Raw genomic sequence first — 23,985 nt, forward strand, 5'->3', positions numbered from 1 at the left:
TCGGCTCCTGTTGCTCCCGTTGCTCCGCTTGCTCCGTCTGCTCCTGTCGGGCCGGTTGCTCCATCTGCTCCCGTTGCTCCTGTCGGGCCGGTTGCTCCGTCGGCTCCTGTCGGGCCGGTTGCTCCATCTGCTCCCGTTGCTCCCGTTGCGCCGGTTGCTCCCGTTGCTCCCGTTGCTCCCGTTGCTCCGGTGGGACCGCTTGGAGTTGTATCCTCTATTGTAACAGTTGCAGACCCCGGTGTTACCACAATGTCCAGTGTAGAGGACTGGAATGTTAAGTTCTCACCTAATCCTACTGTTGCCGAACCAATTGGACCAATCACATTAAAGAGTCCTGTTCCCGGTTCTACAACACCTGTAGGACCAGTAGGACCGGTCGCTCCTGTCGGGCCAGTTGCTCCTGTTGCTCCGGTTGCTCCGGTTGGACCTGTTGCTCCGATTGGACCTGTTGCTCCATCGGCTCCTGTTGCTCCCGTTGCTCCGCTTGGGCCAGTTGCTCCGGTTAGACCAGTTGCTCCGGTTGCTCCGCCAGCACCTGTAGGACCTACAGGACCAGTAGGACCGGTTGCTCCATTAGCACCCGCCGGACCTGTCGGTCCAGTTATTCCATTAGCGCCAGTTGGGCCGGTTGCTCCGATTGGGCCGGTTGCTCCCGTTGGACCTGTTGCACCGGTTGCGCCGGTTGCACCTGTAGGGCCTGTCGGGCCTGTAGGGCCTGTAGGGCCTCCCGCCGGACCTGTCGGACCAGTTGGCCCGGTGGGACCGGTGGGGCATACAGGTCTTGGATGACAGCGGCACTGACGACAACCGCAAATATTGCAGTTTTGTCCCGGAAAACAGCTTTGTTGTTCTATATTATTTTCATTTTTTTTCATGCTTTTTGCTCCTTTTACTATAATTTTGTTCTAATATAGTATATACAACACATATAATGTTGGTTACCCTAATCATTTTATTCAAAGCTGACATCCTATTAAAACCATTGCCAAACACTATCTATACCCGCCTTTGAAGCTCTATTATAATAATAGCATTTTTAACTCTCCTTTTTGCTTTTCTTTCATTACACTTCTACTTCTTAAACTTTGCATCTAATCCCCAGGGCTGCATTGCTCCGCCTTCCTCTGCCGGGCGGCACATTTTTGCGTAAATGTTTAGGCAGCCTTTTTCTTCTTTAAGGGGAGGACAAACCCATTTTTCTTTTCTTTCTTTTAATTCCTGATCTGAAACAAGCAGGGATACTTCACCGTTCGGAATATCAATTACAATTTCATCACCGTTTTCCACTAACGCAATCGTTCCTCCGTCATATGCTTCTGGAGAAACATGCCCAATGATAGCCCCGTAGTTGAATCCAGAAAATCTTGCATCACTAATCAGCCCCACACTTTTATGCAATCCCAGTCCGATCAGAGCATCAATACTGAGCATCAGTTCTTTCATACCGGGAGCACCTTTACACCCTTCGTATCGGATAACGATAATATCTCCCGGAACAATGTTTCCTGCAACAATTGCATCAAAGGCATCCCGGTCACCTTCAAATACCTTTGCTTTTCCCTTCATATATTTCACTTCATCATACACTGCGGTAGGCCGGACAATTGCTCCGTTCGGTGAAATATTTCCACGCAAAATCTTCAGCCCCGGTTCATTGAAAAGCGGCCTTTCCAGTGAATGGATTACTTCATTTTCCTGTGGTGTAACCTGTTCCAGTACTTCAGCCCATGTATTGCCATAAATAGTTGGTGCATTTGTAAACAGCTTGCTCTCCAGCATCTTCATAACATTCATCACTCCGCCTGCATAATGGAAATCGACTACAGTATACGGACCGCTTGGCACAACTGCATTAATACATGGAATTTCTTTTGCATAAGTTTCAAAGTCTTCCAGCGTAAGTTTAATCCCCAGTTCATACGCATAAGATAAGATATGCAGAACTGCGTTTGTAGAGCCTGCCACTGCCATATCAAACATGATGGAATTCATCAATATTTCTTTTGTAATAATATCAGAGGGTTTACGGCCTGCTTTTGCCAATTCTACTGCATATGCGCCAGCTTCTCTCGCTTTTCTAAGCTTTGCATTATCGGATGCCGGAATCGTTGCAGTTCCGGGAATTACTAAGTTCAATACCTCCCCAAGCATCTGCATGGTATTTGCAGTTCCCATAGATGGACATGCCCCAAACGACGGACATACATTATCTTCCATTTCCATCAGTTCCTCTTCTGATGCACCGGAAAAACGGGCTGCATCCAAATCTGCTTCGACTACAGTTTTACCACAGTGCTGGCCTGCCTGCATTGCCCCACCAGTTATAACCATGGAAGGAACATCCAGACGCATTGCTGCCAGGTAACAACCTGCAATAATATTGTCACAGGATGCAACCATTGCTAATCCGTCAAAATTATGTACCCGGGTTACAAATTCTACCGACATGGCTACAATGTCTCTTCCCACCTGCTCATACTTTAATTCTTCAGCCCCATTTGCTACATTGCCACAAGTTGCCGGTATGCCAAATTCAACCGGTATGCCCCCGGCTGCCCAAATGCCTTCTTTTACCGCTTCTGCAATTTGGCGCAGATGTGCTGATCCCGGAGATCCTGCCATATAAGAATTGGGAACCCCTATATGCGGTTTCCTTCTGATATCCTCATCCGAATACCCTGCTGCCTTCATCATTACCCGGCGGTGCGCTGCCTCTGTTCCGTTCCAAAATTCTTTTCCCATTACCTTTACCTCCTGACTTTTTCTAAGATTTCTTTGACAAATATTTGTCATATATGTATATAATAAGGTAGTTTTTAGCTTAACAACATACAGTCTTATTAATGGAAGTCTTCAGTTTTACTAATACCTTTGAAATGTTTCCAAAATAAGATGTAAATTAAGTTTTTCTAATCAACAGCATTACTTTTCTTTATACAAAAGAAGAACTATTCCTCCGGCAGATTTTTCAACCTGCTTTTGCAATAGCCCCTCTTACAGATAGTTTTCTATTTCCTCCTGCAGCCTTTCCAGAAACTTTTTTGCCGCTATATAAACAAAAAATCTTTTATATGAGCGATTATGGAATAATTAAATGAGCCTGGAGGCCCGGTATCTAATGGAATATATTTAAGCGTAGCATAGAATTCAAGAGCACGCCGCTTTGTATTCATACATCTTCTCATCCGCAGCACTTAACAGCTCGCCCGCTTGTAATGTATTATCTGGCTCTACCTGAATGACTCCATAACTTATGCTTCGCTCATACTCATAGAAGGTGTTGGTACCGCCGTTACGGCCGTTCATCTGACTCCTAAGAACTTCCAGCCGTTCCTTTGCTGTATCTGCTCTCCAATTTTCTGCCAGAAGCATGAATTCATCTCCTCCGATGCGGCATATTACCGCATCCGGGGAAAACTCACTCATTTTATTTGAAACATGGATAATATATTTGTCTCCTTCCATGTGGCCAAATCGGTCATTGACGTATTTAAGATTGTCGATATCCGCAAAACATAGAATAAAGTTTTTGTTTTCTGCAAGCCAGCAATCCAGGATTTCCATACCCCGCCGCCGGTTATAACACTGAGTCAGAGTGTCCAAATCAGCAATATCTTGAAGTTTTCTTAGCTGCTCCCTTTCTAGACTGATATCCGTAAGCACAAATGCAAAGGCTTTATGATGATTCCAATGCAAATGGTGGATTGATACGGAATAATAATACTGCATACCGTCATTGCCGGAAAGCTCAAGCTCCGTTATATAGACTTCATCTCTTCCTTTCATCACCTTCGCCTGTTTCTTCAGCCACTGATATAGCTCCGCTTCACAGTCTTTACCAAGCAGAGCGTCCTCTATCTCACGGCTGATAAACAGTCTTTCCCCCGTCCCGGCATCTGTTACAATGATCCATTGCGCTATTTGTCCTGCCAGAGTTTCATATAAGCTCTTGTTCTGCATAAGGTTACTAATTTCATCCAGCAATGTCAGGCGCTGTTGGTCAAGGTGCTTCACCATAGTATTAAACGCCTCTGCAAAATCTCCCATAAAATCCACACGCTGTTGATAATCGCCTTTTGCCACCTGCTGTGCCTGCCACGTCAAATGTTTTAAAGAGGCATGAAGATCTTTAAGGGGAGCTGCCATCCCATTCTCCGGCGGAGGTAGTTTTACGTCCAAATTCCCTTTTGACATAGCCTTAGCCAATTCAGCATTTTCTGCAATACATTCTATAAAATGAATCAGCACTTTTCCAAAATCCTGAAATTCATCCGGCATCTTCCGTAAATCCAATTCGGCCTGTTCCGGCCCATATATAGCGTTCTTCACATAATTCAGTAAGTGCTCTGCAACGGAGTCCATAAATTTTCACCTCGCTTTCCATGACACGTTCTATGATGTGATAGAAAATTACTTATCCTCCATTCAACTTTATTCTTAGATTTCGTCAAGGTAAGACTTCATTTTCTTCGCTTACAATTATTCCAATTAAAAGATTTGCAGTCTGTGGATCAAACTGCTTGCCGGTATTTTTTTCAAGTTCAAGAATTGCTTCACCGATGGTCATAGCACTTCTGTATACACGGTCATTCGTCATCGCATCAAGTGCATCCACCACCGCAAGGATGCGGCAGGCCAGAGGAATTTCTTCGCCCTTCAGCCCCCGTGGATATCCTTTCCCATCCCAGCGCTCGTGATGGGACAATATCAGATCCGCTATAGCTGCCAGCTCGGGTGTTGCCCGCGCAATACGGTATCCTATTTCAGAGTGCTTTTTCATTTCCTCCCATTCTTCGGGGGTAAGAGAACCAGGCTTTTGCAGGATATTCGGATTAATGCTGACCTTACCAATATCGTGAAGGAGGGCAAGCAGAGAAAGTGCATCCATTTCCTTTGAAGAAAGTTGAAGCCGTCTTCCTATCGCATGACAGTATTTCTCTATCCGTTTTGAATGTTCCTCGGTCTCACTGCTCTTTTCATAAAGAGTCGCAAGCAGTGTGCTGATAATTGCATTCCGGTAACTCTTACCGTGTAAAAGTTTCTGCCTGTACATATATTCTTCCGCTTCACGCATGAGAGTTTTTATGCTGCTTCCCGCCGCATCCTTGCTCGCACATCCAATGGACAGGCTAAGGGTTAGACTGCCCTCATCTATCGGAATATGAATGTCTTTAAATCTTTGTATGACGGTTTCTGCCACCTTCAGGCTTGTCCGGGGCATTAAAACAACAAATTCGTCGCCGCCCCAGCGTGCAATAAAGTCACTCTTGCGGCAGTTATCCATAAGTAGAGAGGCCACATGCTTAAGCAGAGTATCTCCAGCTTCATGACCAAAGACATCATTGATAAGTTTTAGGCCATTAACATCTCCCATGACGATGGTAATCGGCAGGTTTTCAGGAGCATCCAGACAGCTCATGATGCTCTCTATGTAGCGCCTGTTGTAAAGGCCTGTTAAATGGTCATGATAGCTTAAAAATTCAATTTGCCTGCTATGCTCCTTTTCAGAACTTACATCACGGAATACCATCACGGTACCAAGAATCTGCCCATCTTCGGATTTAATGGGTGCAGCGCTGTCAGAAATCGGAATGCACTGGCCACAACGGTTTACTAACTCCGTGTGATTTGCAAGACCAACAATCCGGCCCGTTTTAAGTACCTTTTGTATTGGATTTTCCACGATCTGCTTCGTATCTTCATTTTGCAGGATAAATACTTCGGTAAAAAACCTGCCAACAGCTGCATTGTTATTCCAACCCGTCAATTCCTGTGCCACAAGGTTCAGCCCGGTGATTAAGCCGTCATTGTCCGTTGTAACTACACCATCTCCTATTGATTCCAGTGTCGTTTGAAGTAGTTCCTTTTCCTTCAGCAGCTCTTCCCGGAAGCGCTCCCGGTCTGTTACATCAAAGAGAATGGCATAGAGTAATCTGCGCCTTCCATCCAGAATCGCCGAGGCGTAGACATCCAAAAACCTGGTTTCTCCGCTTTTCAAACGGTGGGGAGCGGCGGAAAACAGAATCTCTCCGTTTAATTCACTCTGAAATTTTTCATCCTGTATTTCTGAGGGTAAGAGATTGAATTCCTGGACTCTCTTTCCCAAAACTTCCTCCTTTGCATACCCGAAATATTTTAGTATGGCAGGATTTACATCCACAATCTCTCCAGTTGCAGCATCGAAGGCTACCTTGAGGGCACTATGCTGTTCGAACATAGCCCACAGCCGGCTTGTCAAAATTCCATGCTCTTCCTGAATATCTTTAAGTTCTGAGATATCCTTGCTGGAACATAGAAGATAACGTATTATCCCGTTATCAAAAATTGGTATTACCTCCGTCTGCCAAACCCTCCTTCCCGGTGCAAAGTTAAATTCCTGCTCATAGCTGACCGGTTGACCGGTATTCATACATTGTTCATAATATTTAATGAGTTTACCGCTCACTTCTTCACCAACAAGCTGGACCGGGGACAGTCCTTTGATGTCGCTGAATCCGGTAAGACGCTGATGAACAGTATTATTACGAATGTATCGGAATCCATCCTTGCTGTACTCCACTAAACTGATGGCATCGTGTGTATTATTAAAAACAGCATCCACATCCTCCGGTAATAGGTCTGTATTTTTCTGATAAAGCATGGCCGATTCCCCGGAAGCCTGCTGAATGACAATCATAAGAAAAACTCTGTCTGATGGAATGACAGTAATTTTTAAATATTTCTTAAAAGTCTCCGTCCATTGGACTGTTTCCTGCACCTTTTCTGAACGAGCTACATTTTCAAAATATGAAAGCCAGGAAAATACTCCAGAATTTATATTATCAAAAATCTCGGATGCCCTTTTATTTAATATGTGATCCCTGCCCCATCCGGTCAATTCTTCAAAAGCAGTGTTTATGTCCAACATCAAATAGTCCTTAATACCGTTAGAGCTATTCTCAATCAGCTTTAAATATCCAATTCCAAAAAGCGGTGTGTTCAGGATATTTATAATTTCATTTGCACTCATATTCTCCATCCTTTCCATTATTTAAAAGCAATGATCTGCAGAAATCCTTTCAATATTTCCTGCTTGATAAATTCCAGCTTTTCCAATAACTCTCCAAGTTCTATTAGGTTCATTGCATAGTATTGATTTAACGAAGCCTTTCTTATGTAAAAAAGGCAAACTGCTATATCCTAGGATACAGCAGTTTACCTTTTTCTTCATACTCAACTTTGTAGTATTTCTTGTTAAAATTCCTTTGAGACAAGTTCTCGCTTTGAATGAATATCTAGCTTTTCATATATGCTCCTCATGATTGTTCTGACAGTTGTTTCGGCAATATGAAGCTTAGCAGAAATCTCCTTGGCAGTCAGTCTATCTCTTGCAAGCTGCGCTACTTCTCTTTCCCGCGGCGTTAAAGGTGACTTACTCTGCTGCATGGCTTTTCTTATAATGCTTACGCCATTTGTTTGACGCTTGCATAAATTTATCAAATCAGAAAAGCTGCTATCCATCATAGCGGATTTTTTAGCCAGGCTTATGGTACTATTAAAAGAGTGAAGGCTCAGCCCGGCAAGAAGCTCCGCCATACATATATGATCAGCGAACGGAAGATAGATTTGATCAGGCAGTGCTATGGTAACCGCTTCCTTTAGATATCCCATTGCTTCCATTATGTTTCCATTGTTATACTCTGCAACTGCAAGAAAAATGAGAAAATATGTTTTAGGCATCAAATACCTCATATTTCCTTCTGGGTTATCAATTGTATCTAAAGCAATTTGACTAATAGCATAAAGTTCATTATACCGCTTTTCTATGAGCAGAATCCTTAAATACAAGATCTGCGCAAAAGGAACCACAGGAGCATACAGCGATTTTTTTATTCCCTCTATGTCATAAAGCCAAGGTGCAACATCGTCTTTCATGCCCAGTATAAGACTTATGATGGAAATACACAAATCTACCATTCGGTGTATGGAAATATCTGAACTTTCCTTTGCATACTCCTTAATATTTTTAATTGCGGTAAAAAAACTCTCTGTATCTCCCCGCAGTATAAAAATTCTGGCAAGGTTTAATTCTGCATAAAGGCAGATGTTGTCTTGTTTATAACTACGGGCCTCATAAATAGCCTTATGGCTAAGAATTTCAGCTTCGTTATCCTCTCCCCGTGCAAGCATAACCTCTGAACGTGTAATGTAGTTCAGGCCGGCCGCCTGCCCCCGGCTAAATTTACGATACAGGGGTTTCATTTCCTCCATTATCTTGAGTGTCTGGTCCAAACCACCGGATTCACGCCAGAACATCCCAAAGGCAGTAGGGAAGACAGACAACCAAGGTGTGCTATCTTCAATCAAATCAGAAGATCCTTTAAAAATTTCCCAGACAGCTTTAAGTCCCTCGTGCATCTTGGTAATATCATTAAATTCCCCCAACGACTTTAAAAGGATATATTCACCTCTAATTTTTCGAATTTCCGCCTCTTTAAAATTGGTTTCTCTTTGTGCTGCACAGTCAATTAGCCGGCACAGTTTATTATATAAGTCGTACTTTCCAATTAAAAGTGCATAATGCCCAAATGTAAGCATTGTAAGCGGATATTTGCATAAAGTGTCCTCTGGACATTTCGTAAAGATTTCTTCCAGAAATTTTCCCTCGCATTTTTCTTTTTGTTCATCTAAATATCTCCGTGTAAAGGGCAGAGACAGGATAGCATCAAAATCTTTGACTTTATAGAAAAATTCCGCTGCAAGGCAATACCGCTTCATAGCAGCACAAGATACTCCAGCCATATGGATTACCTTGTTTTGATACTCTTCAGTCTGAGAATGATAAAACCGGTTCCGCAGATAGTCCAATAAAATGCTGTGTATGATGAATGAACGTTTATCAGGGAAATACCGGATAAAATCGCTGGTCCATAAGCCCCTCTCGATTTTATCCGGCGTCACATCATATTCCAGCATTTCTGCTGCCTGACGTGCTGTAAAGCTATCAAAAACTGATACTTTCAGCAAAAAATCTTGCTCTAAAGGATTCAGCCTGTTCCAGATGGCGGTTTCCACCAATTGTTCGATACCGGCTGAATAAATAAAGGAACCTGTTTCTTTAAAATTGATTATCTGGAGACGAATTGCAGATATCCACCCTTCTGTACTGGTATATATCTCATTCAACTCGTCTTCTGTGAAGCACAGGTCTTCCATGTGAAACAAGCTGGATATCCCCTCCTTGTCAAAGAAGAAATCAGATGTTTCAATTGTATAAATGTTATCGTTATGTATGGAGAGCAGCTTCCTCGAGTCCAGTTGCTGCGTGATAAATATTATATGCAGTTTAGGATCTCCATGCATAGAAAACACATTTATTAACTCATGCGAAATATCACAGTTAATAAGCTGTCCATTGTCTATTACTATATAGGTCTCTTTTTGGCAATTTAAATTTCTCAAAATTGCTGTCATATAAAATACTGTGTCCACAGTAGGCATTTTAAGATTCTTCAGCTCATCTGCTACTTTCACATTTATATTTGAAAACAACTCAGAAACTCCGACCCATGTCATGGAAGCAGGTTCTCCTAAACAGGTGTACCAATATTCGCAGGCAGCATAGGGAAGCATACTTTTTAAATACTCTCTTACAGCTGTCGTTTTTCCAAATCCGGATGGAGCCTCAACAATCGTTAGGGGATAGTCTGAAACTTGGTTCAATTGGCTTTTCAGCCTATTCGAGAAATAATACTTATATTTGTCAGGTCTTTTTTGCATCTCATTTCCTCCAATTTCAAGGGGGAGAACATGCATATCTATAAAGCATAAATACGGCGTTTTATTTTTTGATGACTTTTTCGGTGTATCATCTGGTTTTGGAGTATCTGCAGGGATTAGCCACAGATTTCCCTTATAGTTAAATAGCCTATTTCTTAATCTCCCTTTTCCTTATTTTACCATGTCATTTTATATGCTTCAAGAAATAGAAGCATATATCGTATTATTTCAAAAAACATAGTATTTTTTTACTTATATAGCAAATACAGGAGAATATACACTCCTATGAAATAGACTTAAATCGTTTAATCAGCCGAAGTTTGAAACGAGGTTTTATCTTGTCTGGAAAAGCACAGTCATCTTCAATTTCTTCATTTGTTGCATTGGGCCTGGCATGACGAATATCTTCACGGATGGTATCATCAAACAGAAATACATCCTGTTCAACTGTTGATATATCCTGACGAATATACAAGCCCTCAAGAGGCTTTTCGTCATATCGGAAAGGCAACAGATTTCCATGAGATGTCTAAGCTGCTTACAGAAATTAAAAACTATAGAGGTAATGGTATTGCTGCTAAAGTATTTTATGAAGGGAGTGAATAATTGCACCATAACAGAGTATATTCGGCAATGGCGTATGGAGGCTGAAAAACATCTGCAACGACAGCATGGACAGCATCCGCAGATGCTGTCCATGTTCAATAAAAGAGCTGCCGCAGGCTAACCTTAACGCCTTATTTAGAGCCTTTCTTTCTCTCCTCAAAATACTTTTTATTATATTGCACCGCAGCTGAATCAGGCTTAAAGTTTCCGGCGAAATTATTATAAAGCTCCGCCTTTTCATATTCTCCTAATTTATCATAACAAACACAGCATTCCAGGCTGGGAATAAACCCCCAGAAATCTTCCTGATGGAATCCCCAGGAATCCTGTGGCTTTTGAAGCCTAAATACAAGCTCAAACCAAAATACAGCCTGCCGGTATTTTTTTTGTTCTTTAAAGTAAGTTCCAATTTGACAGCAAAGTTCCCCTCTGGGCGTATCATACTGAAAACTTCTCATCATACTTTGCAGTGCCTTTTCCGGTTCTCCTGTAAACTGATAGCACTTCGCGATTTCGCTGCATGCCATAATGTTATCTTCAACCCATCCATGGCCGGAATCAAGAAATTCTGAAAACATCTTAATAGCCTCTTTATATCGTTTATTGTCCTTTAACTCCCGGGCATAGTAGTATGTTCCTCTTGTAGAAAGCTTCTTTCCATTTGCCAGTAAATTCTCGTATATTTGAATATTTCTGTTACTTTTACTTTGTTCTAATTTCGCGTGGGTAATTCCAATATCGGAATGAATGATTTGCCCATTGAATTGCAGATACTCATGGACCGGTTCAAACCATTTAAAATTACGGCTTCTTTTTACCAATCTCTCCCTAAAATAGGAAAATGTAACTCGTCCTTTTTCATCAAACCCTATATTGTAACGCATCATTACAGCATCGGTCATGGGATCAAGTTCTTCCTTTAATGCCATAAATTTTACTTTATCCTCCGGCAGAATAATATCGTCCGCATCCATCCACAATATATAATCCATGGTTGCCTTTTCAAAGGCAAAATTGCGGGCTGCCGAAAAATCATCAATCCAGATGAAATCAAATACTTTATCAGTAAACTTTTCTGCTATTTGTTTGGTTTTGTCCGTTGACCCGGTATCCACAATAATAATTTCATCAACCAACTCATTTACAGAATCTAAACATCTTTCCAAAACACTTTCTTCATTTTTTACAATCATGCATAAACTTATAGTAACCAATGTTTGCTCCAAAGACTGCTTTTACCTATAATTTATGCGCAGCAAATTCATTGGTTACCAATAAAAGGTACATTCCCTGCCAGAGATGTTTTATCTGGCGGAATGCTCAACCTCTGTATATTCATTATAATCCATACGGTTATCAAAAAACTTTCTTATCTCTGCGGTTATAGTAGGTATCAAACTAAGACCAACAGCCGCAAACCAGTGGGAACGCTCAATTACAGTCAATCCTAAGTGTGCTCCAATTGCAGGAACAGTACATAGAACAACCAATGCCAGGAGCATGCTTGCCGCACTGGCTACCAGCAGAGGATTATCCAGCAGGGAGCGCTTGAATATGGATTCCCTGCTTCTCACAGTGAATATATGAAGAATCGAAGTCCATCCTAATACCAGGAATGCCAATGTCTGGCCTGCCTCTGGGGACGGATTCCCCATACCAGCCGGGACATATGCCCCCACATAAAAGGCTGCCAACACAACCAGTGAACAGATGATTGTCTGCTGGATAATCACATTTAGCAGACCGCCGCCAAATAAACTTTCCGTACGCTTTACTGGCTTGCTTTCCATAATGAGAGACGCAGAATCTTCCTTCGCCAACTGAAGACCCGGAATACCATCGCCTAAAACATTGATCAAAAGAAGCATTACAGGAGTAACTAAGACGCCCCATCCTACGATCTGCGCAAACATCATGACAGCAATCTCAGAAAGGTTGCAGACCAGCAGAAAATAAATTGTCTTTCTTATATTAGAATAAACCTTCCGTCCTTCATGCACAGCTTCCACGATGGTTGCAAAATTATCATCGGTCAATATCATGTCAGAAGCGCTTTTTGCCACTTCCGTTCCTGCTTTCCCCATAGCAACGCCGACATCTGCTGCCTTCAGGGCCGGAGCATCGTTAACTCCATCTCCGGTCATTGCTACCACTTCACCTTTTTTCTGCCATGCTTCCACGATACGTATTTTATCAGAAGGCGCTACTCTTGCATAAACAGAGTAATCTTCTATGGAAGCTGACAGTTCTTCATCCGTCATTTCTTCCAGCTCCGCCCCTGTAACAACCTTTTGATCCTCAGATAGAATATCCAGTTCTTTCGCAATGGCTCCGGCTGTAGCCGCATGATCTCCGGTTATCATAATGGTGCGGACGCCTGCCCTTTTAGCTCTTTGTATCGCCAGCGCGGCCTCTGGTCTGGGAGGATCTATAAGCCCTACAATTCCGACGAATGTAAGATCCTTTTCCACAGATTCCAACTCTTCTTCACCAGGCAGCGCATCAATACGCTTTATTCCCAGTGCTATAACTCTCAACGCATCCCCTGCAAAGGTATCGTGCAATTTGTGGATGTTTGCTATTTCCTCCTCATTCCCTCGGCTGAATGGAATTCGATCTAAGGCACCTTTCGTCAGCACAATAAATCCGCCTTTCGGATCCTTTAGTAAAACAGTCATCATTTTTCTTTCAGAGGAAAAAGGGATTTCAGCAACTCTTGGGTACTCCGCTTCCACCGCATCTTTATCCAGGCCTTTTTCATTAAAAAGCCTCATGATTGCTGTTTCTGTTGCATCCCCTATATATTGGGTATTTCCCTCTTCATCTGTCTGCACCACAGCATTGCTGGCACTGGCAAGCATCTTCAGGAATGTGGTCTGATCTTCTGAAAACTCATCGATATCTTTCACCGGCTTTCCTCCATTCAGGCACAGCCGCTTGACAGCCATCCGGTTCTGTGTAAGTGTACCTGTTTTATCAGAGCAGATTACAGATGTGTTCCCTAATGTCTCTACAGCAGGAAGTTTCCTGATTAGTGCATTTTTGCTAACCATATTCTTAACACCATGAGATAAGGCTAAGGTTACAATCAAGGATAAGGTTTCCGGAACTGCCGCCACTGCTAAAGTAACTGCCAGCATAATCATGCTCCAGAGATCTGATCCCTGTCTCATACCGATAAAAAATAAAATAACTGCAGATATGACAGCAACTGTGCTGATATTTTTTCCAACCCGGTCCAGCCTTTGCTGCAGCGGAGTTTTCCCTTTTACTGTATTTCCTAAAAATCCGGCGATTTTTCCCATCTCAGTGTTCATACCGGTTTCTGTGACAATAGCGGACGCATTTCCTGCTGTAACGAGACACCCGGAAAATATCATGTTGCTCTGTTCCGCAATAGGAATCTTATTTTGGGGCAATACCAACATATTCTTCTCCAACGGCTCACTTTCCCCTGTCAGAGATGATTCATCAACCATAAGGTTGTTGCTTTCTAAAACTCTTGCATCTGCCGGAATCAAAGAGCCTGTTTCCACCAGGATTATATCCCCCGGTACAAGCTCTGCCGTATCAATCTCCTGCCGTAACCCATCTCTTATCACAAAGCAAGACGGGCTGTTAAGATCAGCCAGAGATTCCAATGCTTTCTCAGCCTTCCCTTCCTGGGTAATGGCTAAGGTTAAATTCATAACAATAATTAAGGATATTACCAGCGGTTCTATGAAACCTTCCCCATGCTTCAATGCCAGCAAAAAGGAAAGAATTGCTGCTATGATAAGAACTATTGTTGAGACATCTTTTAGATGGTGAAGAATAGTTCTGATAAGACTTGGTTTTTCACCTTTTGAAAATTCATTTTTACCATGTTGACTCTGTTTTTCTTTTACCTTTTCTGAAGAAAGCCCCGTTTCCATGTTGCTTTCTAATTGTTCTAATACTTCATTTTCATTTTTTTCATACCATCTCATAAACTCATCCTTTCTTTTATTTGCACTCATCTGTGCACTTCTTTAACAAATACCCAATCATATTAGGTAGATTCTCTACCTAATAATGTATTGGAAAGCAGGCTTACCGCCTGCTGAATTTTTCAAAAACGTATTTCCTAATATTTATGATTTTAAAAGATTATCATAAACTTTAAATAACAGTGTCTTTAATGTTTGGATTTCTTCATCTGTCATGTTTTGTAAGACTTTTTCTTCCATGCTATTAAAAATTTCCCTGATATCTGACACCAGCTTTTCTCCCTCGGGAGTAATGATCAGTTTCATGGCACGCCGGTCTTCCTCACTGATGGTTCTGATAATATATCCCTTTTCTTCCAGACATCTCAGAAGGCTGGTAACCGTAGGACCTCGCAAATCCATGGTCTCCTCCAGGAAATGCCTGCTTATGACATGATGGGCTTTTATATTGTCATATATAAATCCTAATAGCCGTCCCTGCTGATGTGTAATTCCTAACTGCTTCAGTCTCTGATCGCTCATATAATATAAAAGATGAGAGATACTTCCAAAACAAGAACCAAACACTCTTCCTTCGCTTTTTATCATAACTGTACCTCAAATTAGGTAGAATCACTACGTAGCTTTCCTACTTATTTTAACAAAATACTTTTTTATTTGTCAAGTTAAATTTTAATTTCCCTTAGATTTCCATTATAACATAGCAGCTCACATTTAAAGCGCTGTTCCTTTCGCCGGTATAAAAAGCCGTGACATATCAGCGCCTTCCAATTCAAGCAGCTTTATTTTCGTATGAATTCCCCCGGCATACCCGGTCAGGCTGCCATTGGCTCCTACAACCCGGTGACAAGGAATTATGATAGATATAGGATTATGCCCAACAGCCCCGCCTACAGCCTGGCTCGACATGCTTTCCTTATTCATCTTTACTGCCATTTTTTTTGCGATGTCCCCGTAAGTGACAACCTGGCCGTATGGTATTTCACATAAAATATTCCATATTTCCTGACGGAATCCACTGCCAATGGGAGCCAGCGGCAATTCTGAAATGTGAGGCTTTTGGCCCTCAAAATATCTGTCCAGCCATCTTTTTGCAGCGTCAAACACCGGTATATCGTTATTTTCTATCATATCTTCGGGTATTGTATTTCCGTGATACTTTTGGCCCTCAATCCATAAGCCAACAAGGCTGTCTCCGTCACATGCAAGGGTAATGCTTCCTACGGGCGATGAATATGTTGTTGAATAATACATTTTATACCTCCCTATAGCGTGTTCCAAAGATTGAAGGTAGCATAGCTGCGCCACGGCCGCCACGCTTCTGCCATTTGCAATAGTTCTTTTGATGTATAGGGCTGCAATGCCTTTTTTACACCCGCATCTGTTTCCAGAAAAGCATCAGGCCATTCCATAGAACGCATCGCAATATACTGTGCTGTCCAGTTCCCAATACCGCGAATAGACATCAGTTTTTTCATCTCTTCCTCCGGCTGGGCCGGGAGGTCAAAATCAATTTCACCCTGTACAAACACCCGTGACAGCTCATAAATCGTTTTTGCCCGCGCTGCAATCACTCCTAACGGACAAAGATGATTTTCAATCGGTCCCGCCAAAGTAAAAATGTCTCCGGGTGAGGGAAAAATATGAGTCAATCCTTCAATCCCGTTTTGTATTGGTGTACCGTAAGTTTGGGCAAGTCTCGCCGCTAATGTGCTTGCTGCTTTCACGGTGATTTGCTGTCCAAGCACCGCCCGAACTGCCATTTCAAAATCATTGAAACACCCGGGCACACGGGTTCCCAAAACACAAATGCCGGGGCGAATATCGTTCATTACCTGAAGAGTTTCATACACCGCGTCCGGGTCACAAGACAAGTCAAACAAATGTCGTATCCGCGCTAATACTTGTGGTAATACAGTCAGTAAAGTTCCACTCACAGTAACATTCAGTGCATTCTTTTTAGGCTTATGCCCTACCCGTATCCAGCCATACACATGTTTCCCTTCCGTATTTTCCAAATGCACGGTACGCATGTATTCACCGTTTTTTACAACCTCGACACCTATTATTGCACGTCCTGCAAGGAAGTTCAACATTTCTTCCCAATGATAGGGAGGGCGGTAGCCCAGCGCTAATGTAATGCTATCATTCTGTTTTTTCCCTTCCGAACTCCCCTTCCGCAAAGCTGTAGGTGAAAGTTTGTACTGCTTTTTGAAAAGATCATTAAAGCGGCGCAGGCTGCCAAAACCTGCCGCCATCGCCACTTCCAGAACCGGTAAATCTGTGTCTGTGAGCAAATTTTTGGCAAGGAGCAATCTGCATGTTTGCATATATTGAACCGGTGACACATTGTATTCTGCTGTAAACACACGCCGTAAATGCCGGCTGGTGCACCCCAGGCGTCCGGCTATCTCCTCTAAACTCTGTCCGTTTCCGCAGTTCTTTTCTAACATTCTTGCCGCCCGGTAAACCAAATTAGCGGCAGAGTCTGTGATAGAATTACCGGGGGCAATCTCCGGCCTGCATAAAAGGCAGGGGCGGTATCCAGCCTGCTCTGCTTCCGCTGCTGAATGATAAAAAGTACAATTTTCAGGTTTGGGCTTCCTGGCCCGGCACACCGGACGGCAGTATATTCCTGTGGACGATATGCCAACAAAGAAACGTCCGTCAAAACGTGTGTCTTTCGCCCTGAACGCCGCATATAAAGCATTTTTGTTATCTGTCATCTTTTCGCCCCCTTTCTAATTTAGTTTCATTATATCACATTCCCTCAAAATGTCCGGCCATTTTCGGACATGGTTTTTTAGTCCGGAAATAAATTTTTAAAAGGCGGTATCTTCTCTGATACCGCCGTACTCTAAAACCCCTGTAAATCTGTTAAAATAGCGGCGTCCATATAAATCATAGGGCGCCAATTATACTTACATTTTGACAAACTCACGTTTTGACATGATTTCCATACAATATAATAAAACTACTGGTGGTAATATTTATATGAATAATGATCCCCGCGGAACCATGGTTCAACAAGGTAACATTATGCGAATAGATAATGCTTTTGTAGAAGATGTTACTTGTTTTAATAATTCTAATGGACATATGCTGGTTTCTTACTCTGTACCTGGAAGAAATAATACTAATTCTATACAGACTATTAGATTAAATCTTAACAGAGGTACTACTGTATTAAATTCTTTTGGACAAAATATATGCCCATGCTGCATACAAGAGGGTATGTGGGTAAATGTCGTATTCTCAGCACGAATGACAATGAGCATACCGCCTCAGTCCAATGCGCTTTTGGTTGTGGTTCGGAGAAGCCCCCGCCCCTCCTCTTCAGTTACTACAGGCCGGATTGTCTTGATTGATTTTGACAATAATTTTCTTATTACACAAGATCCAAACAATAGAAACAATCAAACCAAATTCATAATTACTAATACTACCTCTATCAGAAACCGTTTTGGCGCTCCAATTAGATTTAGCGCCCTTCATCCTGGTCAAATGGTTAGAATCACTCATGCAAATTTCCAAACGGCTAGTATTCCACCACAAACAACAGCATTTCATATTCAACTGATATAATATTGGCTCTGGGGCTTCTGCCCCAGTATATCCCAGATAATAAAAGTAATGTAATTATTTCTCAGCAGGATTGGGGTAATACTCAGAAATAAAGTCCACGATTTCATAATTTTCAAAATAGCTTTTAGTCATGCTGATTCCGGCTCCCTTTAAAATACTATTCTGTTTCAAGGTTGACATCCGTATATCCAGCTCGTCATGAAATACTTTAGGCAGGTATTCCTCCATAAATCCTCTGAGCTTTTGTAAGAATTTCTGACTATGAATAATTTCATCTCCGAGTATAATCACATCAGGATTGAGCACAAAAATCAACCCGGTAATACCATAGGCCAGATAACGCGCCTGACGGTTGACAGCCCAGACTGCCAGCTCATCATCACGCTCATAACATTCATATATTTCCTCAAATTTTGAGTTTTCCGTGAGTATTGTGTCCGGATACTCATACAAGCGCTCTTTGATGCTTTCCCGCAGCGCCAGCGGCGATGCATAATCTTCAAAAATACTGTGATAGCCTCTTTTTACACTGTCCCCCCCATAAGCCATCGCATTGCAGTTAATACCCATGTGTCCAACTTCTCCGGCCACTCCATTCTTGCCGCGGAACAGTTCTCCATTGATAACGATACCACCGCCAAAACCGATTCCACAGACAATATTGAGTATGGAATTGATTTGTTCATCGGCTATGATCAACTCCTTCCATTCTGCCAGAGCACTCATATTGGCATCATGATCCACAATCACCCGATGACCTGGGAAACGTTTTTCCATCTCTTTTTGAATATCAATAACAGCCAGTTCCGGAAAGCAGTCTGCATACACATACTGTGAATAATTGGTGCTCTTACCGCTGAAAACCCAGCCCAGCGTCGCTATCGCTATCCCCAGAATTTTCTTATTATTCTTTTGACAGAAGGCTAATAATCGCTTTGTATGCTTTTCCAGTTCAGCCAGGATAATCTGTCCGTCACCATTCGTAATACAGCCTACTTTCTGATACTCTTCCAGTTTACCATGAATATTGCAGACTGCTGCCTGCACTTCATTCTGATAGACCCGCAGCGTAATTGTCACCACCTCGTCCATCTTAAGAGAAAGCCCGGCTGTTCTCCTCCCGTTACTTGCTTCTATCGCACCGATCTCTTCAACCACACCGCGATTAATAAAATCCCGGGTAATGTTCGTAATCGTCGCTTTATTAAGTTCTGTGATCCGTGACAAATCGATGCGGGATATCTCCTTTTGTTCTAACATCGTCTGCAAGACAACACAGCGATTCTTTCTTTGAATATCCTGTATATTTCTTCCTAGTTTCATCCTTTTTGCCTCCATACCAAGTCCCTCAAACAATTTCACAATTTCTATTTTAAAGCATATATGCCACTATGTCTATTTCTCATCCTAAAAAGTCCTGATTCAATGTTAAAACAGAGCTGTTACTTTTGTAGATTATCTCCCACTTCCGCAACAGCTCCCTAACGTGCTATATACTATTTCTATTCATTTTTTATAGCATGCAATCCTTTAAGAATACCTTTTTCTTTCTGGCCCATAACAGTACTGTAATTCCGATATATTTGATATAATTTATCATACTTTTTCTTACTGTCTGCATCAAATAAATATACTTTTTCTTTGACTCTGCTCATATTTTCAACAGCTTCCTGATAAGAGTCATATCCGCCTCTTTTTAAGCCTGCTGCCAGGGCGGCATAAATTGCCGAGCCTAACGCAGCAGCCTGATCGCTTGCTGCAATTTTCATATCCACTCCCAGCACATCGGCGTATATCTGCATAAGCATTGGGTTTTTAGACGCAATTCCGCCACTCGCTATGATTTCTTCTATTCGGACTCCGCCCTCTTGATACAGCTCTAATATCTGTCTGGTTCCAAAAGCGGTTGCCTCAATCAGCGCCTGATATATTTGCTCTGGTTTTGTATTTAAAGTCAGCCCGGTAATAGATCCGGTCAGATTCCCGTTGACAAAAGGTGTTTTATTGCCATTCCACCAGTCCAGCACCAAAAGGCCGCTTTCCCCTGCTTTAAGTTTTTCAGCTTTTGAATTTAATAAGGTATAAATATCTGCCCCCTGTTCAGCAGCTTCTTTATAACAGCTCACCGGAACAAGGTTATCAACAAACCAGGCAAACAAATCTCCCACTGCCGCCAGGCCGGATTCCAATGCGTAGTATCCCGGTACAACACCATCCCGGACGCCTCCATATACCCCTTTTTGCGAGTAAGGTTTATCATTTAACGCAAGCATAACACTGGAAGTGCCAAGCACCAGCATCGCCTGCCCTTCATGGCTGACGCCGCTTCCCGGTACTCCTGCATGAGAATCAATAATCGCCGGCGCTACCGGAATTCCTTCTTTTAACCCGAGACGTTCTGCCCATTCATAGGACAACGTACCAACCGCTTCTCCTACACTGCATATCTTCCCGGGCAGCTTCTCTTCTGCAAAGCTTTCCATCCGAGGATTTACCGCAGCAAAAAAATCCCGGTCCGGATACCCTTCTCTCTGGTTCCACCATGCCTTATATCCTGCCATTGAACAGCTTCTGCCGGGTGACCCTGTCAGAACTCTTGTAATCCAGTCACCAGCCTCTAAAATTTCGGAAGCACTGTCATAAACTTGCGGATCTTCCTGCACCATTTCCAGTACTTTAGGAACCATCAATTCTGGTGACACTGTTCCCCCAAACCTTGGGTTATCCTCCTGCCCCAACTCTTTAAGGAGGGTATTAATATGGTCGGCCTGCTTCTGGGCACTATGATGCTTCCATAATTTCACATAAGCGTTTCGCCTGCCGGCAAACTCTTCTTTCATACACAGAGGTACTCCTTTTGCATCTATCGGTAAAACAGTACTTGCTGTAAAATCCACACCTATTCCGATGATATCCTCTTTGTTAATACCGCTGTTCTTCAATAATTTTATTATAACATACTCCAGAACTTCCAGATAGTCATTTGGATGCTCAAGGCACCATTCAGAAGGCAGTATTGTCTTCTTATCGGGAAGATAATTGTCCATTACTCCGTGAGTATACTCTTTTTCCGCACTAAAAATAACTTCTCCATCTCTGCACCGAACTAACACACCACGCCCTGACAATGTTCCATAATCAAGACCAATTGTATATTTATCTTCCATTCTTTCTTCCTTATCATGAAATATTTGCAATTATCTTTTTATAAATACCTTCGCTGTCTAATTCATATTTTTTCAGTAATTCCTTTGCCGGTCCTGATTCACCAAACACATCGTTCATTCCAATCCTTATGACTTTAACCGGTAATTTTTCAGAAAGGACATCACATACCGCGCTTCCCAGACCGCCAATCACTGAATGTTCCTCTGCTGTTATTACCATACCCGTTTTTTGAGCAGAAGATATTAGAAGCTCCTCATCCAGGGGCTTTATGGTATGTATATTAATGACTTCCGCACGAATATTATCTGCTGCCAGTTTTTCGGCTGCCTCAAGACTTGCCGATACGCATCCACCGGTGGCAGCAATCGTCACGTCACTGCCTTCTCTCAGCACTACACCTTTGCCAATCTGAAAATTGTAATCATCCTGTTCATTAATTACAGGGACTTCTCCCCGTCCAAACCGGAGATATACCGGACCTTTATGCTTTATGGCAGCTTCCACTGCTGCCTTCGCCTCGATATCATCAGAGGGTACAATAATGGTCATTCCCGGAATAGTTCTCATTAATGCAATATCTTCATTGCATTGATGGGTGGCACCATCTTCACCCACCGTAATTCCCGCATGAGTGGCACCAATCTTTACATTTAAATGGGGATAAGCAATGGAATTTCTTATCTGTTCAAAATTGCGTCCTGCCACAAACATAGCAAATGAACTAATAAACGGAATCTTTCCGCAAGTAGCCAGTCCGGCTGCAATGCCAGTCATATTGCACTCTGCTATGCCGCAATCAATATGGCGTTCAGGAAACACCTTCTGAAACATTGCCGTCTTGGTAGCACAGGCCAAATCCGCGTCCAGAACAACCAATTGCGGATACTTTTCCCCCAGTTCTGCCAGTGCCCTGCCATAACTCTCTCTCGTTGCAATCTGTCTGAATGTGTTCTTCATACTCTGATCCGCCATCACTTTGCTCCTTCCAATTCATTATCAATTTTTTCCAGTTCAGTCATCGCAGCTTTATACTCCTGGTCATTGGGAGCTTTCCCATGCCATCCCGCCTGATTTTCCATGAAAGATACGCCTTTTCCTTTTATTGTTTTCATAACAATAGCTGTAGGCATCCCTTTCGCCCTCCGTGCCTCCTGCATCGCAGATGCAATCTGACTTATATCATTACCATCTATATTAATCACATGCAGTCCAAAGGCTTCCAGCTTTTTATCAATTGGATAAGGGGAGCATATCTCGCCAATACATCCATCAATTTGCAGATCATTATTATCTATAATAACCACCAGGTTGTCTAATTTACGATGTCCGGCAAACATAAGCGCTTCCCATATCTGCCCCTCCTGAATTTCACCGTCACCGCACAAGCAGTAGGTTCTAAAATCCTTATTGTCCATTTTTGCCGCTAAAGCCATACCAACTGCCGCCGAAAGTCCCTGGCCCAGGGAACCCGTAGAAATATCTACACCGGGAGTTTCCTGCATACATGGATGCCCCTGCAGGCACGCTCCAACATGGCGCAGTGTTGTTAATTCTTCAACCGGAAAGTATCCCCGGTGCGCTAATGCAGAATACAAGCCTGGTGCCGTATGCCCTTTCGATAAAACAAAGCGGTCTCTTTCTTCCATCTCCGGATTTTGCGGATCAATATTCATTTCTGCAAAATAAACATAGGTAAACAAATCTGCCGCCGAAAGTGAGCCGCCCGGATGTCCGCTTCCTGCACTATGCACCGCTGTAAGAATTCCCTTTCGGACTTCGTTGGCTGCTTTTTGCAATTCTGTCATGTTCATCGATTTTCCTCCGTCATCATTTCAATTAATCTGCCATCACTTTAATGACTGATTTTACAATATCCGCTTTATTCTTCACACTTTGATCCATCGCTTCCTGTATTTCGTCAAGGGAAAAGATGTCTGTTACAATCCCTTTTAAGTTGATTTTACCCGAAGCAACCGCCTCAATTGCCATTGGATAAATATGTCGGTAACGGAATACAGTCTTAAATGTAAGCTCTTTATCAATAGCCAGGCCGATGGGCAAAGTTTCCTCGCCAGTGGGTGAATATCCAACTAAAACAATTGTTCCTCCTTTTTTAGTAAAATGAATGGCCTGTCGTGTGGTAATCTCCGAGCCTGCTGTCTCAATCATTAAATCTGCTCCCTGTCCGCCGGTCAATTTCATGATTTCTTCTGGAACATCCTGCTCTTTCCCATTGATTACTGCCGCTGCGCCTAATTCTATAGCTTTTTCAAGCCGCTTTGGCATAATATCAACTACAATTATCTTTGTTACCCCCATTGCCTTAAGTGCCAGCATGGAAACAAAGCCGATACATCCGGCCCCTGTCACAACTGCTGTTTGCCCAGCCTGGGCACCGCCCTGTCTGGCTGCATGGAATCCTACCGCTAACGGTTCAATCAGCGCCGCTTCCATCGTGTCCATATTATCTGGAATTTTAAAGCACAGCTCCGCCGGATGAGTTACATAATCCTGAAACACACCATCTACCGGAGGTGTGGCAAAGAAAATTACATCTGGGCACAAATTATATTTACCCGTTTTACAAAACTCGCATTTGCCGCAAGTTTTTCCTGGTTCGAGAGCCACTTTGTCCCCTATTTTCAGGTTCGTTACCTCTTCTCCAACCGCTGCTACCACGCCTCCTGCTTCGTGTCCAAGAACAAATGGCGGCTTTACAATATTCTCGCCAATTCCTCCTGCTTCATAATAATGAAGGTCGGAACCACATACGCCCACATACTCAATTTTCACCAAGACTTCATCTGCTTTTGGAATCGGAATCTCTCTTTCCGTTAATTCAATCTTCGCTACGCCGGTCATAACCGCAACTCTCATTTTATTTTCCATGATTCCTTAC

General features: G+C 42.7%; 18 protein-coding genes. 2 read left to right on the forward strand and 16 right to left on the reverse strand.

What is annotated here, in order from left to right; genetic code table 11:
* The 6 genes from A8805_RS22495 to A8805_RS06075 all read right to left on the reverse strand — a co-directional run.
* A partial coding sequence (locus tag A8805_RS22495; protein WP_330405761.1) for a hypothetical protein occupies nucleotides 1–875 on the reverse strand: 875 nt, incomplete at its 3' end.
* A gap of 196 nt (nucleotides 876–1,071) precedes the next feature.
* Nucleotides 1,072–2,742, reverse strand: a complete 1,671-nt coding sequence (gene ilvD, locus A8805_RS06055; protein WP_109709316.1) for a dihydroxy-acid dehydratase — start codon at nucleotides 2,740–2,742, stop codon at nucleotides 1,072–1,074.
* Nucleotides 2,743–3,147: 405 nt separating this feature from the next.
* Entirely contained in the window at nucleotides 3,148–4,362 is a 1,215-nt protein-coding gene (locus tag A8805_RS06060) for a diguanylate cyclase domain-containing protein (protein ID WP_109709317.1), read from the reverse strand.
* An 85-nt stretch (nucleotides 4,363–4,447) separates the two neighbouring features.
* Nucleotides 4,448–7,009, reverse strand: coding sequence for a PAS domain S-box protein (locus A8805_RS06065; RefSeq protein WP_109709318.1), 2,562 nt, complete (start codon nucleotides 7,007–7,009; stop codon nucleotides 4,448–4,450).
* 224 nt (nucleotides 7,010–7,233) lie between these two features.
* Nucleotides 7,234–9,759 (reverse strand): helix-turn-helix transcriptional regulator, encoded by a 2,526-nt coding sequence (locus tag A8805_RS06070; protein WP_109709319.1) that lies wholly within the window; start codon nucleotides 9,757–9,759, stop codon nucleotides 7,234–7,236.
* A gap of 283 nt (nucleotides 9,760–10,042) precedes the next feature.
* Complete coding sequence (locus A8805_RS06075; RefSeq protein WP_207657681.1) at nucleotides 10,043–10,234, reverse strand: hypothetical protein; 192 nt, start codon at nucleotides 10,232–10,234, stop codon at nucleotides 10,043–10,045.
* A gap of 45 nt (nucleotides 10,235–10,279) precedes the next feature.
* On the opposite strand from A8805_RS06075, the gene A8805_RS22305 reads away from it, so the two are divergent.
* Complete coding sequence (locus A8805_RS22305; RefSeq protein WP_109709321.1) at nucleotides 10,280–10,486, forward strand: hypothetical protein; 207 nt, start codon at nucleotides 10,280–10,282, stop codon at nucleotides 10,484–10,486.
* A gap of 10 nt (nucleotides 10,487–10,496) precedes the next feature.
* On the opposite strand, the gene A8805_RS06085 is transcribed toward A8805_RS22305, so the two are convergent.
* From A8805_RS06085 to A8805_RS06105, 5 genes are all read right to left on the reverse strand, one after another.
* Entirely contained in the window at nucleotides 10,497–11,558 is a 1,062-nt protein-coding gene (locus tag A8805_RS06085) for a glycosyltransferase family 2 protein (protein ID WP_330405763.1), read from the reverse strand.
* Between the two features lie 111 nt (nucleotides 11,559–11,669).
* Nucleotides 11,670–14,333 (reverse strand): cation-translocating P-type ATPase, encoded by a 2,664-nt coding sequence (locus A8805_RS06090; RefSeq protein WP_109709755.1) that lies wholly within the window; start codon nucleotides 14,331–14,333, stop codon nucleotides 11,670–11,672.
* Between the two features lie 144 nt (nucleotides 14,334–14,477).
* Complete coding sequence (locus A8805_RS06095; RefSeq protein WP_207657678.1) at nucleotides 14,478–14,855, reverse strand: MarR family winged helix-turn-helix transcriptional regulator; 378 nt, start codon at nucleotides 14,853–14,855, stop codon at nucleotides 14,478–14,480.
* A gap of 192 nt (nucleotides 14,856–15,047) precedes the next feature.
* Nucleotides 15,048–15,587, reverse strand: a complete 540-nt coding sequence (locus A8805_RS06100) for a methylated-DNA--[protein]-cysteine S-methyltransferase (protein WP_109709324.1) — start codon at nucleotides 15,585–15,587, stop codon at nucleotides 15,048–15,050.
* An 11-nt stretch (nucleotides 15,588–15,598) separates the two neighbouring features.
* Nucleotides 15,599–17,059, reverse strand: a complete 1,461-nt coding sequence (locus tag A8805_RS06105; RefSeq protein WP_109709325.1) for a DNA-3-methyladenine glycosylase 2 family protein — start codon at nucleotides 17,057–17,059, stop codon at nucleotides 15,599–15,601.
* Nucleotides 17,060–17,327: 268 nt separating this feature from the next.
* Here A8805_RS06105 and A8805_RS06110 point away from each other — a divergent pair, with 268 nt between their 5' ends.
* Nucleotides 17,328–17,918, forward strand: coding sequence for a hypothetical protein (locus A8805_RS06110; protein ID WP_109709326.1), 591 nt, complete (start codon nucleotides 17,328–17,330; stop codon nucleotides 17,916–17,918).
* Nucleotides 17,919–17,972: 54 nt separating this feature from the next.
* Here A8805_RS06110 and A8805_RS06115 read toward each other — a convergent pair whose 3' ends face one another.
* The 5 genes from A8805_RS06115 to A8805_RS06135 form a co-directional block, all read right to left on the reverse strand.
* Complete coding sequence (locus A8805_RS06115) at nucleotides 17,973–19,241, reverse strand: ROK family protein (RefSeq protein WP_181392754.1); 1,269 nt, start codon at nucleotides 19,239–19,241, stop codon at nucleotides 17,973–17,975.
* A 179-nt stretch (nucleotides 19,242–19,420) separates the two neighbouring features.
* Nucleotides 19,421–21,085, reverse strand: a complete 1,665-nt coding sequence (locus A8805_RS06120; protein WP_109709328.1) for a ribulokinase — start codon at nucleotides 21,083–21,085, stop codon at nucleotides 19,421–19,423.
* A gap of 13 nt (nucleotides 21,086–21,098) precedes the next feature.
* Complete coding sequence (locus A8805_RS06125; RefSeq protein WP_109709329.1) at nucleotides 21,099–22,058, reverse strand: transketolase family protein; 960 nt, start codon at nucleotides 22,056–22,058, stop codon at nucleotides 21,099–21,101.
* Entirely contained in the window at nucleotides 22,058–22,897 is an 840-nt protein-coding gene (locus A8805_RS06130; RefSeq protein WP_109709330.1) for a transketolase, read from the reverse strand. The genes A8805_RS06125 and A8805_RS06130 overlap by 1 nt, the downstream gene beginning before the upstream one ends.
* Nucleotides 22,898–22,922: 25 nt before the next feature.
* The gene (locus A8805_RS06135) at nucleotides 22,923–23,975 is read right to left on the reverse strand and encodes an NAD(P)-dependent alcohol dehydrogenase (RefSeq protein ID WP_109709331.1); all 1,053 of its coding nucleotides are present in this window, start codon (nucleotides 23,973–23,975) and stop codon (nucleotides 22,923–22,925) included.
* Nucleotides 23,976–23,985: the final 10 nt, after the last annotated feature.

This window comes from Faecalicatena contorta, assembly GCF_003149105.1.
In the GTDB taxonomy this organism is placed as follows: Bacteria; Bacillota; Clostridia; order Lachnospirales; family Lachnospiraceae; genus Muricomes; species Muricomes contortus_C.

Bases quoted from the DNA above. Each gene is read 5' to 3' on its own strand.
- A8805_RS06100 (WP_109709324.1), bottom strand. From the start codon at position 15,587: ATGTATTATTCAACAACATATTCATCGCCCGTAGGAAGCATTACCCTT.
- A8805_RS06060 (WP_109709317.1), bottom strand. From the start codon at position 4,362: ATGGACTCCGTTGCAGAGCACTTACTGAATTATGTGAAGAACGCTATA.
- A8805_RS06125 (WP_109709329.1), bottom strand. From the start codon at position 22,058: ATGGCGGATCAGAGTATGAAGAACACATTCAGACAGATTGCAACGAGA.
- A8805_RS06115 (WP_181392754.1), bottom strand. From the start codon at position 19,241: ATGAAACTAGGAAGAAATATACAGGATATTCAAAGAAAGAATCGCTGT.
- A8805_RS06110 (WP_109709326.1), top strand. From the start codon at position 17,328: ATGAATAATGATCCCCGCGGAACCATGGTTCAACAAGGTAACATTATG.
- A8805_RS06085 (WP_330405763.1), bottom strand. From the start codon at position 11,558: ATGATTGTAAAAAATGAAGAAAGTGTTTTGGAAAGATGTTTAGATTCT.
- A8805_RS06105 (WP_109709325.1), bottom strand. From the start codon at position 17,059: ATGACAGATAACAAAAATGCTTTATATGCGGCGTTCAGGGCGAAAGAC.
- A8805_RS22305 (WP_109709321.1), top strand. From the start codon at position 10,280: ATGAGATGTCTAAGCTGCTTACAGAAATTAAAAACTATAGAGGTAATG.
- A8805_RS06120 (WP_109709328.1), bottom strand. From the start codon at position 21,085: ATGGAAGATAAATATACAATTGGTCTTGATTATGGAACATTGTCAGGG.
- A8805_RS06065 (WP_109709318.1), bottom strand. From the start codon at position 7,009: ATGAGTGCAAATGAAATTATAAATATCCTGAACACACCGCTTTTTGGA.
- ilvD (WP_109709316.1), bottom strand. From the start codon at position 2,742: ATGGGAAAAGAATTTTGGAACGGAACAGAGGCAGCGCACCGCCGGGTA.
- A8805_RS06070 (WP_109709319.1), bottom strand. From the start codon at position 9,759: ATGCAAAAAAGACCTGACAAATATAAGTATTATTTCTCGAATAGGCTG.
- A8805_RS06135 (WP_109709331.1), bottom strand. From the start codon at position 23,975: ATGGAAAATAAAATGAGAGTTGCGGTTATGACCGGCGTAGCGAAGATT.
- A8805_RS06090 (WP_109709755.1), bottom strand. From the start codon at position 14,333: ATGAGATGGTATGAAAAAAATGAAAATGAAGTATTAGAACAATTAGAA.
- A8805_RS06130 (WP_109709330.1), bottom strand. From the start codon at position 22,897: ATGAACATGACAGAATTGCAAAAAGCAGCCAACGAAGTCCGAAAGGGA.
- A8805_RS06095 (WP_207657678.1), bottom strand. From the start codon at position 14,855: ATGAGCGATCAGAGACTGAAGCAGTTAGGAATTACACATCAGCAGGGA.